Annotated in this window: 15 protein-coding genes; 9 read left to right on the plus strand and 6 right to left on the minus strand. The window is 58.4% G+C overall.

The features are described from left to right. The first annotated feature begins 164 nt into the window (after nt 1-164). The 3 genes from ACR0D6_RS00560 to ACR0D6_RS00570 all read left to right on the plus strand — a co-directional run bounded on the left by ACR0D6_RS00560 (nt 165) and on the right by ACR0D6_RS00570 (nt 3810). On the plus strand, nt 165-1595 hold the full coding sequence (locus ACR0D6_RS00560; RefSeq protein WP_480764088.1) for a DegQ family serine endoprotease: 1431 nt from the start codon (nt 165-167) through the stop codon (nt 1593-1595). A gap of 162 nt (nt 1596-1757) precedes the next feature. Continuing rightward, nucleotides 1758-2438 (plus strand): response regulator transcription factor, encoded by a 681-nt coding sequence (locus ACR0D6_RS00565; RefSeq protein WP_170650261.1) that lies wholly within the window; start codon nt 1758-1760, stop codon nt 2436-2438. After that, nucleotides 2431-3810 carry a sensor histidine kinase gene (locus ACR0D6_RS00570; protein WP_480764089.1) on the plus strand — a complete coding sequence of 460 codons (1380 nt, stop codon included), beginning with the start codon at nt 2431-2433 and terminating at the stop codon, nt 3808-3810. The genes ACR0D6_RS00565 and ACR0D6_RS00570 overlap by 8 nt, the downstream gene beginning before the upstream one ends. Here the strand turns inward: ACR0D6_RS00570 and ACR0D6_RS00575 are convergent. The 4 genes from ACR0D6_RS00575 to ACR0D6_RS00590 all read right to left on the minus strand — a co-directional run bounded on the left by ACR0D6_RS00575 (nt 3807) and on the right by ACR0D6_RS00590 (nt 8032). Further along, nucleotides 3807-4274 carry a CYTH domain-containing protein gene (locus tag ACR0D6_RS00575; RefSeq protein ID WP_480764090.1) on the minus strand — a complete coding sequence of 156 codons (468 nt, stop codon included), beginning with the start codon at nt 4272-4274 and terminating at the stop codon, nt 3807-3809. The two genes, ACR0D6_RS00570 and ACR0D6_RS00575, sit on opposite strands and share 4 nt — an antisense overlap. Nucleotides 4275-4277: 3 nt before the next feature. Next, nucleotides 4278-5027, minus strand: a complete 750-nt coding sequence (locus ACR0D6_RS00580; RefSeq protein WP_480764091.1) for a ParA family protein — start codon at nt 5025-5027, stop codon at nt 4278-4280. 3 nt (nt 5028-5030) lie between these two features. After that, nucleotides 5031-6551, minus strand: a complete 1521-nt coding sequence (locus tag ACR0D6_RS00585; RefSeq protein ID WP_480764092.1) for a CHAD domain-containing protein — start codon at nt 6549-6551, stop codon at nt 5031-5033. A gap of 257 nt (nt 6552-6808) precedes the next feature. Then, entirely contained in the window at nt 6809-8032 is a 1224-nt protein-coding gene (locus tag ACR0D6_RS00590) for a cytochrome P450 (RefSeq protein WP_480764093.1), read from the minus strand. Between the two features lie 94 nt (nt 8033-8126). On the opposite strand from ACR0D6_RS00590, the gene ACR0D6_RS00595 reads away from it, so the two are divergent. Continuing rightward, entirely contained in the window at nt 8127-8477 is a 351-nt protein-coding gene (locus tag ACR0D6_RS00595; RefSeq protein WP_480764094.1) for a TfoX/Sxy family protein, read from the plus strand. 158 nt (nt 8478-8635) lie between these two features. On the opposite strand, the gene ndk is transcribed toward ACR0D6_RS00595, so the two are convergent. After that, nucleotides 8636-9058, minus strand: coding sequence for a nucleoside-diphosphate kinase (gene ndk / locus ACR0D6_RS00600; protein WP_068334875.1), 423 nt, complete (start codon nt 9056-9058; stop codon nt 8636-8638). Between the two features lie 119 nt (nt 9059-9177). Beyond that, complete coding sequence (locus ACR0D6_RS00605) at nt 9178-10380, minus strand: multidrug effflux MFS transporter (protein ID WP_480764095.1); 1203 nt, start codon at nt 10378-10380, stop codon at nt 9178-9180. A gap of 108 nt (nt 10381-10488) precedes the next feature. Here ACR0D6_RS00605 and ACR0D6_RS00610 point away from each other — a divergent pair, with 108 nt between their 5' ends. The 5 genes from ACR0D6_RS00610 (at nt 10489) to ACR0D6_RS00630 (ending at nt 14659) form a co-directional block, all read left to right on the plus strand. Further along, nucleotides 10489-12345 (plus strand): ABC-F family ATP-binding cassette domain-containing protein, encoded by a 1857-nt coding sequence (locus ACR0D6_RS00610; protein ID WP_480764096.1) that lies wholly within the window; start codon nt 10489-10491, stop codon nt 12343-12345. Then, entirely contained in the window at nt 12342-12962 is a 621-nt protein-coding gene (locus ACR0D6_RS00615) for a MarC family protein (protein ID WP_480764097.1), read from the plus strand. Before ACR0D6_RS00610 ends, ACR0D6_RS00615 begins: the two co-directional genes overlap by 4 nt. Before the next feature lie 41 nt (nt 12963-13003). Beyond that, nucleotides 13004-13585 carry a retropepsin-like aspartic protease family protein gene (locus ACR0D6_RS00620; protein WP_480449231.1) on the plus strand — a complete coding sequence of 194 codons (582 nt, stop codon included), beginning with the start codon at nt 13004-13006 and terminating at the stop codon, nt 13583-13585. A gap of 81 nt (nt 13586-13666) precedes the next feature. Beyond that, nucleotides 13667-13963 carry a hypothetical protein gene (locus tag ACR0D6_RS00625; protein ID WP_480764098.1) on the plus strand — a complete coding sequence of 99 codons (297 nt, stop codon included), beginning with the start codon at nt 13667-13669 and terminating at the stop codon, nt 13961-13963. A gap of 75 nt (nt 13964-14038) precedes the next feature. Next, the gene (locus ACR0D6_RS00630; protein WP_480449227.1) at nt 14039-14659 is read left to right on the plus strand and encodes an ImuA family protein; all 621 of its coding nucleotides are present in this window, start codon (nt 14039-14041) and stop codon (nt 14657-14659) included. Nucleotides 14660-14673 lie beyond the last annotated feature (14 nt).

A 14673-nucleotide genomic window follows, 5' to 3' on the forward strand; every position in this document is an offset into this window, starting at 1 on the left:
TCCGTCGGGTAACTTACTGCCATCAGATGACGATCCAGGATAACCCGGAAAAGCAGGGAAAGATGAAGAACTCTTAATCTTCGCAAAAGAAGACGCAAATGTTGCGGCCGTATCTCCTGCATCAATGCCCGGAAAGGTACCGGGGCTGATCGCAGGAGAATATAATGAGCATTCGAAAAACCACACGCCTTCTGCCGGGCACGGCGAGTCTGGCAGGCGCCAGTGCGCTGGGGGCAGCACTGATGGCAAGCACCGCCCTGCCCGCTTTGGCCGATGCGGCCCTTGCCGATCTGGTGCAGGAAGTCTCGCCGTCGGTCGTGACCATCACCGCCGAACAAAGCGCCAAACCAGCCCCGGCGAACATGAAAGAGTTCGAGAACCATCCCTTTGGTGAGTTCTTCAAACGCTTTGGCATGCCCGAAGGCTTTGACGCGCCACAGCGCGGGCCCAGCCATGGTCTGGGGTCTGGATTTGTTCTGGACGAGGACGGCTATATCATCACCAACAACCACGTGGTTGAAGGGGCGTCCGCCGTCACCGTGCGCCTGAGCGACGACCGGTCGTTCGAAGCCGAAGTGATCGGGACCGATCCGTTGACCGACATTGCGCTGCTCAGGATTGATGCGGGCGAAGCGTTGCAACCTGTCAAACTGGGTGACAGCGACGACATCCGCGTGGGCGAAGACGTTGTCGCCATCGGCAACCCCTTTGGGCTGAGCTCGACCGTCACCACCGGCATCGTATCGGCCAAGGGCCGCAACATCTCGGAAGGACCCTACGCCGAGTTCATCCAGACCGATGCCGCGATCAACAAGGGCAACTCGGGTGGTCCGCTGTTCAATATGGAAGGTGAAGTTGTTGGCGTGAATTCGGTCATCTATTCGCCCAGTGGCGGTTCTGTCGGCCTGGGATTTGCCGTGACATCCAATATCGTAGAGCACATTGCGGCGGATCTGCGTGACGACGGACAGGTGAGCCGCGGTTGGCTGGGTGTTTCCATCCAGACTGTCAGCCCTGAACTGGCCGCGGCCATGGGAATCGATCAGGCCAAGGGTGCACTGGTGTCCGAGGTCATGGGCGACAGCCCGGCCGAGGGTGTACTGCAACAGGGTGACGTTATCCTGTCCTTCAACGGCGAAACCGTGAAATCCAGCAGCGACCTGCCGATCATTGTCGGTGCAACCAAAGCCGGGACCGACAGCACGATCACCGTCCTGCGCAACGGTAAGGAGCAGCAACTGGACGTCACGGTTGGTCAGCACCAGACGGCTGCTGCCGATACCGGCGCTGTTCAGGGTGAAGATGCATCCGATGCGACTTTGGGCGTAACAGTCGCACCGCTGAACGAAGCCGCTCGTGCCGAGATGGGCGTTGCCGAGGGTGTGAATGGCGTGGTCGTAACGTCGCTCAAGCCTGATAGCCCTGCCGCAAAAGCGGGTCTGCAACGCGGCGACGTGATCGTCCAGCTGGGCGAACAGGCCACCGACACACCCAAGGCCCTGAAAGCGGCACTGGAAAGCGAAAAGACGGATCCGGCGCTGGTGCTGATCAATCGCGGTGGAAACCAGATTTTCGTTGCGGTCGAAATCGCCTGACCCGAGGCCCTGCGCGCGCCGAAATTGGGGAGTTTCACGCGCGCACCTCCCGGCACACAAGGATTGTCCCCCTTATGCCGGGCAGCCGGGTGCGGACCCCGCACCCGGCATGTGCATTTTCCGTAGTCTGTGATTATATCCGTGTTGAAAGGAACTCTGACTATGAGCCGACGCCTCCTGATCGTTGAAGACGACACCGAAACGCGGGACTTCATCGCAAAGGGTTTTGCCGAAGAAGGCTATGCCGTGGAAAGCGCCCCGGACGGGCGCGAAGGACTGTATCACGCCACCGATGGCGGTTTCGATGCAATCATTCTGGACCGCATGCTGCCTGGACTGGACGGGCTGTCCCTAATCAAGTCGGTGCGGGCTGCGGGCCTTAACACACCTGTTCTGATGCTGACCGCAATGAGCGCCGTGGACGAACGGGTCAAAGGGTTGCGGGCCGGTGCAGATGACTATCTGGTCAAGCCATTTTCATTTCACGAGCTTCACGCCCGGATCGAGGCGTTGCTGCGCAGGCCGCAAGAGGCGGAAGAGGCTTCGACGCTGACCTGCCGGGATCTGGAAATGGACCTGCTGACGCGTAAGGTTTCCCGGGATGGGCACGAAATCACCCTGACTCCTCGGGAATTCCAGATTCTCGAATACTTCCTGCGCCGTAAGAACCGGGTCGTATCCCGCACGATGTTGCTTGAAGGCGTGTGGGATTATCATTTCGACCCTCACACCAACGTTGTCGATGTTCATATTTCCAAGCTTCGGCGCCAGTTGGACGAAGGCGGGTCTGAACCGCTGATTGAAACGGTAAGGGGTGCAGGTTACATGATGTCTGATGCGTAACCCTTCACTTTCCCTGAATAATTCCCGCACGCGGCTGGTTCTGGCCAGCATGGTGCTGAGTACACTTTTGACCGCCACCGTTCTGGCGCTGGTCTACGTCACCGCGAACCGAACAATTGCCGGTGAAACCCGGTCAGTCGTGACGGCTGAGTTGACCGGGCTGGCGGATGAGTATGAGCGCCGCGGGCTGATCGGTCTGATGACGGCGATCGAGCGCCGTTTGACCAATGCTGCAGAACGCGATGCCCTGTATTTGCTAACGGACCGGTTTGGCGAAATCCTTGCAGGAAACATGGATCAATGGCCTGAAGGCGTGGCGCCCGGCAGCGGCTGGGTCGAGCTTGAGTTGCTGAAAGCCGATACAAATCAATATGTCCCGATCTCTGCCGCCTCGATCCGGCTGCGCGGAGGTGAGCGTTTGCTGGTCGGGCGCGACGCCTCGGCCCGGCAGCAATTCGACAGGGTTCTGTTTCATTCGGTTGCGCTAGCACTTGCCGCAGCTCTGGCGCTGAGCATCCTGACCGGCGGTTTGCTGACCCGCCTTGTCTTCTCGCGCCTCAAGGAGTTTGCCGATACCGCCGATGACATCGTATCCGGCGACCTTACCCGCCGCATCCCTCTGCGTGGAACCGGTGATGAGTTCGATCAGGTGGCCAGAACCCTGAACCACATGCTGGATCGTATCGAAGAACTGGTCGGCAATCTGCGGACCACCTCGAATTCCATCGCGCACGATCTGCGCTCTCCCCTGTCCCGATTGCGGCAAAGGGTCGAGACGCTGTCGGACCCGTGTCAAAGTGAAGACGAGCGCGAGGCGGATACTGCGCGCGCCGTAGGTGAAATTGATCATCTGCTGCGTGTGCTCGGCCAGTTAACCGAAATTTCGCGGGCAGAGGCAGGTCTTGGGCGGGAACAGTTCGAAGAAGTTAACCTGCAACAACTGGTTCAGGATGTAGTCGAGCTTTATGAACCCCTCGCCGCTGATAACATGGTCAGGCTGGAAATGCAGGGCGAGGCCAAACCGATCCAGGGGCACAGGCCCCTGTTGTCGCAAGCGCTTTCCAACCTGCTGGAGAACGCCTTGCGCTACGCCCCCAGCGGCTCGACGATAACTGTTGACCTCAGCGAGGATAAGCGATTTGCGCTGCTGAGCGTGCACGATCAGGGACCGGGAGTTCCCGAAGCCGACCTGCCACGCCTGCAAGAACCTTTTGTTACACTCGACCCCGCAAGAACAGGGCGCAATTCCGGATTGGGTCTTGCGCTGGTCGCTGCCATTTCCCGCATGCATGGTGGTGATTTTCTGGCGCGAAATATCAATCCGGGGTTGGAGGCGACGCTGAAACTGGCGCGCCGTGCAAACGCGGGCTAGGTCGGGATGCCAGTGATCGCCAGCATCTTGTTCTTGTAACGTTTATCCACGGTGACCTCAGCGCCAAACCATACCGGAGGTTCAAAATTGTTGGCTTCGGTTTCAGACGCGAATTCCACTTCGACCAGACGCAGCGGGTTCAGGTCGCCTAGAAAAAGGTCCAGCTCAAAGCTCAGCCCACCTTGCAAAGCAGCGGTATAGCGTTCCTTTTCGACACGGCGGCCTTTGGTTTCCGGCCAAAAAGTTTCGAATTGTTCCTTCGATATCTCGGCCTCTCGCTCGGTCCGCACCAGCCCGCCGCCCCCTTTCAGGGTCAGGAAGAACTGATCGTTTTTCTGGCGCAGCCGCAGTTCGGTGGAATCGTCAGGTCCGGTCAGATACCCCTGTCGCACCACTGCTTTGCGCGCGTGGCTCAGATCAGGCAGTTCGGCCACCAGAAATTTCCGCTCGATTTCCTTGCTCATGTGTCAGATACCCATCCCGGTTTCCAGTTCCTGATACAACGCACGATAGGCCTTACCAGCCGGACCACGCGCCGCAAATGTGCTGACCGGCGCGCGATGCAACCCCATGCGTTCCACGTCAGTCGAAAAGGGAATCCACGCCTTCAGGAACCGTTTCTTGTGCGTTTTGCTCATCAAACGCATCGTATCTGTGTGCAGCGTTTTGCGAAGCTGCACCATCGAAAAAAAGGCACGGAGTTTCTTTTTGGGCAGTTTGTGTTCGTCGAAAAAACTCACCAACTGCTCAAACGTACGCTCGGACAGGGTTGTCGGAATGACCGGCACGACGATCTGATCGGCGGCCCGGAATATGTTCTCGGACAGCATCGAAAAGTTGGGCGGACAATCCAGAACAATGACGTCATAGTCCCCGCCAACCGACTTAAGTGCTTTCTTCAGGCGCGAGCGTTTATTGCGCATCCGAGATAGAAAAACGTCGAAATCGCGATAGGACATGTTCGCGGGCAACACATCCAGCCCATCAAAGTCGCTGGCCCGAATAGCGCGGGTAAACCGTTTTACATCTTCGAAAAACCGCGCCTCGGTCAGTTTTTTCGAAGGTTTTACGCGCAGGTAGTAACCGGATGCCCCCTGAGGATCGAGATCGCACAGCAATACCCGTCTTCCTGACCGGGAAAACGCATAGGCCAGATTGACCGACGTCGCCGTTTTGCCGACGCCGCCCTTGTTGCTGTAGCAGGCGATGACCTTCATCCCTCAATCCTCCGGCTTGTGAAACAGGGTGCGGAACAGGCGCTGGATTCCGGGACTGTCAAAGTGTTCAAAACACGAGACAACGCGCGCGCGCTCGGTCCTTTGCTGCTGATGCAGGACAGCGATCAGCCCACCAACAGCCATGATCAGTTCAGAATCCGCGCGACCCGAGCGGTCATCGCGGGCCTTGATGAACTCTGACAGCGCATCTTGCTGAACCGAATAGTCGTTGAACAGTCCAAGATTATCCTGAAGCTTTTTCAAAGGCTTGAAGATTGTTTTGAATTCTTTCTTTCCGAACAAAGGCCCAAAGAATTCCATGAGATAGCGCAGTTTCTTGCACTCGATGCGCAAGTCATGAACATCATCATCCGGAGTCGTATCGGTGATGGAACGGGCAAGCTTGCAGACCTTCCGGTACCTTTTCCAGATCAGCCTGCAGGCATAGTCATACGCGCCCAACTCAGCGTTTTTGCCCGCAGATAACACATTCTCCTCATCGAACAAGGCAGCGAGATCGGATATGGAATCCCTGTAGGCAGAAGAGTTAAAGCGCCGTTTAAGCTTGGAATATTCCCTTGCGCGTTCTTTACCGAACTCGGCAAACATTCTTTCAAGTCCGGGATGAAGGTTCTCGGGTAACAGGCTGAAATATCTTTCTTTCTCCAAAAGATACACATCCAGATCACGCATTCGACCGGTCGGCTCCATCTGAGCAGAAAATGCCTGTTTCAACTGACTTGTCTGGTCGTCGGAATACACACCTTTGAACAGGCTCAGCACTGATCGGATTTTACGCAGGGACACACGGTAGTCATGCAGGAATTCCGTGTCGATATCGGCAATCACTCCGGTCTCGTTCCGGCGTGCAACGGTCAGATAGGTGCGAATGATATCGTTGGCGGCCTGAATGGCAGGCTCGCTATTACCCAGCGGGATAACCGGTTTTGCTTCATATGGCTCCACATCGGGAAAAAGCGCCGAAACCACGGTCGAAATGTCATCAGTCACTCCGGCAAGTTCTGCTATCCCGTCGCGCGTCTTTTCAAAGGCCCGGTCGTAGCCACGCATCCTTTGCAGCAGAACTAGATTGGCCGCCCCCTTGTCCGAGCTGAGTTCAATGATCCGCCCACGGACAAGGGTTTTGCGCCATTTGTCCAGTACCGATATCTCCCGTGTCACAAACCTGCCGGCGCCGATTTCCATCAAGGCCCGCAGGGCGGGAAAGTCGGACAGCGCCTCACGAACCGGCCCTGCGCAGAGGTCTGAAACAAAATTGCCGGACCGCTTTGCCGTCTGAACGTAGTGTTGGCCCGAGTTGCCCCAGAGATGCAGCTCCCCTCCTACCTCCAACAAAAGGCGGCCTGATCGAAGCAAAGATTGATCAAAGCAGTCCAAAACGGAGAACTTCAGGGCGTCGGAAGGCATGCCGATCTCAAGCGTCAGCTTCCCGAGCGATCGGGCCACTTCCTGCACATCAATTGCACCGGGAACGACAAAAAGTTCACCCGACGTATCGATCATTCCTGTCCCCTCTTGGGTGTCTCCGTCAGCCGCTAGAAAAGTCTCAACTTGTTTTCGGAAATCCGTTCCCTTTGTCGTTGCTCTACAATTCAGGTGAAATATTGCTACCTGATGACAAATCTCCCTGGGTCGACGAGAACCGGTGGGCCACCCTTTCGGCGTAATCAGTGTTATAAAATCGGCGTTTCCCCCACCATTCAAGCTTGAATTTGAATGTAATGATCCGGACTTTGCCAGCCAGACAGCACGCGAAACCGTTAAATCGTGGCTGGGAGTGACGCATATCCTCTAAACCGGATGCGTCCGCCCGGTACTCGCCCGTCCAGCAAACGAAAATCCGGGTATCGGCTGAGGAATCGATCCAACGCGATGCGCCCTTCCATGCGGGCCAGTGTCAGACCAACACAGACATGCGGTCCACCTGCAAATGCCAGATGCCTGTTCGGCTTGCGCGAGATGTCAAATCGCCCGGGGTCTTCAAAGACGTCAGGGTCGCGATTTGCGGCACCGATGCACAGGTGCAGATTTGTTCCTTTGGAAATCCACCGCCCGTCCAGTTCAATGTCCTCAGTGGTTTCACGATTTCCGAACTGGTTGGGTGAGCGAAAGCGCAAAATTTCTTCGACTGCGGGAGTGATCAGATTGGGATCGTCCATCAGACGTTGGCGTTGCTCGGGATGGTCATTCAACAGGGCCAACCCGTTGCCGATCAGATTGGTGGTGGTCTCGTGCCCTGCATTCAGAATGAAGATACAGTTCTGTAGAAGCTCGATCTCGCTCAACTGTTCATCCGGACCTTCCCCCCGAATCAGCCGCGTCAGAACATCCGTTTCCGGATCACCCGGCACAGCGCGTCGGCACCCTACAAGATCGGTCAGATACGCCTTGAACTCTTCGACGGCCCTGTGCCCTCGCGCCAGCTGTTCATCCGTCAATGCAGGTTCCAGCGCCCCCAGAATGGCCAGTGACCAGTCACGCAACGGACCGCGTTCATCCATGGGAACATCCAGCAGGTTGCCGATGATCTGAATGGGAATGGTTGATGCGAAATCTTCGATCAGATCAACCTGCGACTTGTCATTCATCACCTCCAGCAGATGATCCACCGTTTCAATCAGGCCGGGCTCCATCTTTGCAATCGCCCGTGGGGTAAGTGCGGATGTCATGATCCTGCGGACACGCGTATGCAGCGGCGGATCCGAGAATACCAGCGAGGTCGTATGATGTTCGAACAACGGCGAACCGACGCCGAATTTCGGCCCGAACGCGGCTTTCTTGTCCGAAGAAAACAGCCGGGTATCTCGATAAATCCGATCCAGATCGGAGTGGCGGCTCAGCAGAACCGATCCGTCCGGTTGCGGCAGAACCGGGGCATGGGTCAGCAGCGCATCATAAAATGGAAACGGATCCTCAACAAACCCCGGTGGCGGGTCTGTCAGGTCAAGCCCTTGTGCGGCCATCGCAATGTCCGGTGCGTCCATCTCTCTCTCCCTCACTCAACTGGGTATCGCACGGGGCCTTCCATAACAAGCGGCCAAGGGTGACAGCTTGGAAGAGCCGCGTTAAACCTGCGGCATGTCAGACCCGGTATCTTCAATCCGCAACCTCGGCCCGGCCTTTGAACAGGCCTGCACACGCGCGGGCATCCATTCGGCCCAGGAATTGCGTGATCTTGGGGCCGACGCGGCTTACGCCCGGCTGCTCCGTGCGGGAACAAGGGCCCACTTCATCGGTTACTACGTGCTGGTCATGGGGCTGCAGGGCCGCCCCTGGAATGATTGCAAAGGGGAAGAGAAAAAAGCCCTTCGCGTGCGGTTCGACGCGATCAAAGCCAAAAACACCCAATCGGTCCCCGGGCGCATCGCCGCCGAACTGGACGCGCTCGGTGTTCGTGTCAGTCCAACAGACCTTAATCCGGACGCATAACGGGCTTCACCCACCGCTCTGTCACAACCAAGGAAGGACGAATAAGCGATCCTTCATTCATCTGGCTGAAAATACTTCGGACCGCGAGACAGAGCCTCGCAACATAAAAAAGGCCGCCCTCAAACAGAGAGCGGCCTCAAAATCTGTTTCAAACCGGATTAGCCGACCAGTTCGATACCCGAGAAGAAGTATGCGATCTCGACAGCGGCGGTTTCGGGTGCGTCCGAACCGTGGACCGAGTTTTCGCCAACCGATTCAGCAAACTCGGCGCGGATGGTGCCGGGGGCTGCGTCTGCGGGGTTGGTTGCGCCCATGACTTCACGGTTCTTGGCAATGGCGCCTTCGCCTTCCAGAACCTGTACGACAACCGGAGCCGACGACATGAATTCGCACAGTTCGTCATAGAACGGACGCTCGGCATGCACTTCGTAGAACTTGCCTGCCTGTTCCTTGGTCATGTGAATGCGCTTCTGCGCAACGATGCGCAGGCCTGCTTCTTCGAACTTGGCGTTGATCTTGCCGGTCAGGTTGCGGCGGGTTGCGTCGGGTTTGATGATCGAAAACGTGCGTTCCAGTGCCATTTCGGGCCTCTCCTTAAACTGGCGGCGCGGACCGCTCCGCGCCGAGACATATCGCGCGCCGCCTAACACGGTATGACAGACATGAAAAGTGTTATGATGGTCACATAGAGGAATGCGGTTCAGATCGCATCGGGCAGCGGGTCTTTTACGTCGATCCAGCGCACATAGAGTACCGCCAGCAGCCCGACAAAGCTTGAGGCGGACATCATCCCCAGCACGAGATACGGCGCGTTTTCCGTGCTGACCAGCGCCCCCGTGACCGAGGTCAGAACCGCACCCAACGCCACGGTCATCGCCCCCGACAAACCCGACGCACTACCTGCCAACTGCGGACGGACGGACATCAGCCCGGCCATGGCGTTGGCATTTGTCAGACCGTTGCCAAAACCCACGAAAACCGCTGATCCGAAAAAGACCCAGACCGATCCTGCGCCGCTCAGAAACACGATCAGCCCGACCAACGGACCTGTTGATGCAATCACCCGTCCCACTAGGATCATCGTGCTCAACCGCGTCCGCGCAGCGATACGGCCAGTGACAAAGTTTCCGGCCATGAAACCCGTGGTTATGATGCCGATGCCCAATCCCAGCAACGCAGGGCTAAGATCAAACCATGCGGCAGCGACAAGGGGTGCGCCTGTGATGAATGTGTAGAATGCGCCGATCGAGAACGCAGCGCACAGCGCATATCCCCAAAACCGGCGCGCACGAAAAAGATGGGGATACTGCCGTAGCTGAGCCGAAAATGTCGATGAACGACTGGTATTGGTTTCCCCCATATCGACCCACAGCAACGCCAGCATCCCGGCCCCGAAAACGGAATACAGCACAAACCCCGCGCGCCAGCCAAACAACATGTCCAGCGCACCGCCCAGCATCGGCCCAAGCATCGGCGCCAGCGCCATCGCCATCGCGACATAGCCCAGCTTGCTTGCCGCTTCGTTAGGCGGGTACATGTCGCGGATCGATGCGCTGGACAGTACCGGCCCGGCGACGACAACTGCCTGCAGCAGACGAAAGCCCAGAAACACCCAGATCGAGTCGGCCAGCGTGCATCCCACCGAGGCCAGCGCGAATATCCCCATGCAAATCAGCAGGATGGGCCTGCGCCCAAACCGATCCGACAGCGGCCCAATAATCAACTGAAGCACCGCGGAAATGGCCAGATACCCCGCGAGGGACAGATTCACCAAAGCGTAATCGACCCGGAAATCCACACCCATCTGTGCCAGTGACGGCAGGAACATGTTCAGTGACAACACCGACAGCGCGGTGGCCAGAATCAATGTTCCCAGTGACGGGGGCGATTGAGCGGGACGCATTCGGAAATCCGATCAAATTCAAATTCGAAACAGGGCTATCACATAGCCCGCGCATTGAACATGCCAAGCCGCTGGCGGCCCAATCGCGGCTCTGCTAAGAGCGGTCGCATGTTACGGATCGAAAACATCGTTTACGCAGTCGAAGGCCGCCCCCTGTTTGACGGGGCCAGCGCCACCATTCCCACTGGTCACAAGGTCGGTCTGGTCGGGCGCAACGGGACTGGCAAGACAACTCTGTTCCGCTTGATCCGGGTGGAATTGGCCTTGGAATCGGGTCAGATCGCCCTGCCCCGCCAGGCACGGATTGGCGGTGTGGCGCAAGAGGTTCCATCCTCGGATGTTTCCTTGCTCAACACCGTACTGGCGGCCGACACCGAACGCAGCGCGTTGATGGCCGAGGCCGATACTGCAACGGACCCTGCCCGCATTGCCGATATTCAGACCCGTCTAGCCGATATCGACGCGTGGTCGGCCGAGGCCCGCGCGGCCTCGATCCTCAAGGGGCTTGGGTTCGATGATGACGAACAGCAAAAGCCCTGCTCGGACTTTTCGGGCGGTTGGCGGATGCGCGTCGCGCTGGCGGCAGTGCTGTTTTCGCAGCCCGACCTGCTGCTATTGGACGAACCGACCAACTATCTGGATCTGGAAGGGGCGCTGTGGCTGGAAAGCTATCTGACCAGATACCCGCATACGGTGATCATCATCTCGCACGACCGCGGTCTGCTTAACCGGGCGGTGGGTTCGATCCTCCACCTCGAAGATCGCAAGCTGACGCTGTATCAGGGGCCTTATGATCAGTTCGCACGCCAACGCGCCGAAAAGCTGGCGCTGGCCGAGGCGATGGCAAAAAAGCAGGAAGCCCGCCGCGCGCATTTGCAATCTTACGTGGACCGGTTCCGCTACAAGGCCGACAAAGCCAAACAGGCGCAATCGCGTCTCAAGGCTCTGGCCCGGATGCAACCGATTTCATCCCCACAAGAAGCAGCAATGCGCGCCTTCAGCTTTCCCGAACCCGAAGAGATGTCGCCCCCGATCATCCATCTGGAAGGCGGTGTGACAGGTTATGGTGAAACCGAGGTGCTGCGCCGCCTGAACCTGCGCATCGATCAGGACGACCGCATCGCGCTGCTGGGCAAAAACGGACAAGGCAAATCCACTCTGTCCAAACTGTTGTCGGACCGACTGCCGCTGATGGCGGGCAAGATGACCCGCAGTTCAAAGCTGCGCATTGGGTATTTCGCGCAGCATCAGGTGGATGAACTGCGCGTAGAGGAAACTCCGCTGGACCATCTGCGTCGCCTCCGCCCAACCGAAGCGCCTGCGAAATGGCGCGCGCGGCTGGCCGGGTTCGGCCTTGGCGCGGATCAGGCGGAAACGGCGGTGGGCCGTCTGTCGGGTGGGCAAAAGGCGCGGCTTTCGCTGTTGATCGCCACGATCGACGCGCCGCACATGCTGATCTTGGACGAACCCACCAACCATCTGGACATCGAAAGCCGCGAGGCGCTGGTCGAGGCGCTGACCGCTTATTCCGGTGCGGTAATTTTGGTCAGCCACGACATGCACTTGCTGAGCCTTGTAGCCGACCGTTTGTGGCTGGTCTCGGATGGAACGGTAAAGCCGTTCGAAGGCGACCTTGAGGCATACCGGGATCTTCTGTTGGCACGCGACAAGCCTGTGTCCAAGGAAAAGCCGCAGACAGCCAAACCCAAGCGCCCCTCTCGGGACGCGGTGCTGGCGTTGCGCGCCGACCTGCGCAAATGCGAAGAGCGGATAGAGAAGCTGACCGAAATGCACGAGAAACTTTCGACCAAACTGGCCGATCCGGCGCTGTACGAAGACAGCCGGATCGGGGAGCTGGAAAACTGGAACCGCAAGTTCGCCGAAGTTGTCGAGGCCATGCAGCGGGCCGAAGCCCTTTGGGTTGCAGCGGCCGAGCGGCTTGAAACGGCAGAGGCTGCGGCATGATCGACGCAGCATTTCTGATAACGGCGTTCACAACGCTTTTTGTCGTCATCGACCCCCCCGCACAAACGCCGATTTTCGTGGCCCTGACACAAGGAATGGACAAGCAGACACGGCGCGGCATTGCCATCAGAGCCTGTCTGACCGCTGCCGGCATTCTGGCCATGTTCGCAGCCTTTGGCGAGGCGGTGCTGGGCTTTGTCGGCATCTCCATGCCTGCCTTTCGGGTCGCAGGCGGGGTTCTGTTGTTCCTGACCGCGCTGGACATGTTGTTCGAGCGGCGCACCAAGCGGCGGGAAAGCAGCGCGGAGGAAGAAGAGCATTCCGACCCATCTGTGTTCCCGCTGGGTATCCCCCTGATCGCGGGTCCGGGCTCGATCGCGACGATGATCCTGCTGGCCGGTCAGCAACCGGGCATCGAAGGGCTGGCAGTGGTGATCGGCGTCATGCTGTCGGTCATGGCCATGGTCTTTTTGATGTATCTGTCCTCGGGCGCGGTGGCGCGACTACTTGGCAAGACCGGCCTTAACGTGCTGACCCGGCTTTTGGGTATGCTTTTGGCCGCATTATCAGTTCAGTTCATCCTCGATGGCCTCAAGGCCTTTGGTTTTGCTTCCTGAATCCCCATGTATTCATGGAATAGCTTTTAGTGAGTGACGCCATGGATACCGACAACATTGCCCGTCTGACCTATCTTGTCCTGCTCGGCGCCGCCGTGCTGATGTGGTTCGTCACGCAGAACCGGCAGTCGCTGGGCAAGACCATGCAACAGGCGCTGGCATGGGTATTCATCTTCATTGGTGTGATCGCCGCCGTTGGTCTGTGGGAGGACGTTCGCACAACAGTCAGCCCGGCACCGCAGATGGTTGTGACGGGTGACACCATCGAAGTTCCCCGCTCGGTCGATGGCCATTATTACCTGCCGCTGCTTGTGAACGGCAAACCAGTCAACTTTCTGGTCGACACCGGAGCCAGCCAGATCGTGCTGAGCGATCATGACGCCGAGCGGGTTGGTATCGACACCAACAACCTGAACTATTTTGGTCGCGCTGCGACGGCGAACGGCACGGTTCGAACCGCGCCCGTTCGTCTGGACAGTATCGCTGTGGGGCCGATTACGGACAGCAATGTTTCAGCCTGGATCAACGAGGGGAAACTGGATCAATCGCTTTTGGGTATGGACTACCTGCATCGGTTCTCGAGCATGAAGTTTGCCGACGGAAAGCTGATCCTGTCACGGTAAGGTCCGGTAGATCTGGTCCGACCGCTCCCTTGCAAATTGGCGCGCGCTGACGAAATACTGCAGAATATTCAGGAGGATTTGATGAGGTCATTCGGCTTTTTTGCGTTCTGTACAGCTGTTTCATTCGGGCTAACCAGCGGTCACACTCTGGCGGATTCGGCTTCTGCACCCGCGGCCAGCTCAACCGACCTGTCGGCCTTTGTCGGCGCACGTTCGGTTCAGGCGGAACCTAATCTGGAGGAACTGGGTTTCGAGAGAGTCAGAAGCAGCGATGTGACCGAATACTGGCTGAACCGCGCTTCCGGAGCCTGTGCAAAGATCGAAACCAATGAGGGCCGGTATACCTCGATCAAGATGCTCCCCGCGCAGGAGTGCTGATTTCCCGGGCTGCAAAGATCGCTTGGCCGCCACAATACCATTGAGAACAAAATGGGAACATGCTAACTTCTTTGCATGTCTGCCCACCTTCTCAGCCGCAAACCCGCACGTGCCACGCCGGGGGTGGTTCTGCACCCCCAGATCACCCTGACCCTGTCTCGTGTGCACGAGGCCTGCGGGCCTTCCCGATACAGCTTTGCCATGTGGCTGGCAGGCCAGACGCAGGGGCCGGTCCTGTGGATTTCCCCCGCGTGGGAGGCCAATCAGTTGAACCCGGACGGGATGATGCCTTTCGCCGATCCGGGCCGGTTTCTCTTTGTCCATCCCAGACGGGCCGAAGATCTGTTGTGGTGCGTCGAGGAATCCCTGCGCAGCGGGGCCATACCGCTGATCGTGGCCGACCTGCCGGGCGCACCCGGGCTGACGCCGGTACGGCGGATGCATCTGGCCGCTGAACAAGGCGGCGCGATGAAGCAGGCACCACTGGGCCTGTTACTGACCCCGGGCGATGGCGGTGCGCAGGGGGTCGAAACGCGCTGGCATATGGCCCCGGCCCATCAGAACGAAGCCCGGCGCTGGGTTCTGACCCGCCGCCGCGCCCGCGCCCTGCCCCCGGCCAGATGGCAGGCCACCCAGACCGCCGCCCGCGCCGGGCTGGAACTGAAGCGGATCGGAACTGACGACGAAACCACCTGACTACGCGCGCGACC

It is taken from the genome of Ruegeria sp. BJ6 (assembly GCF_056537885.1).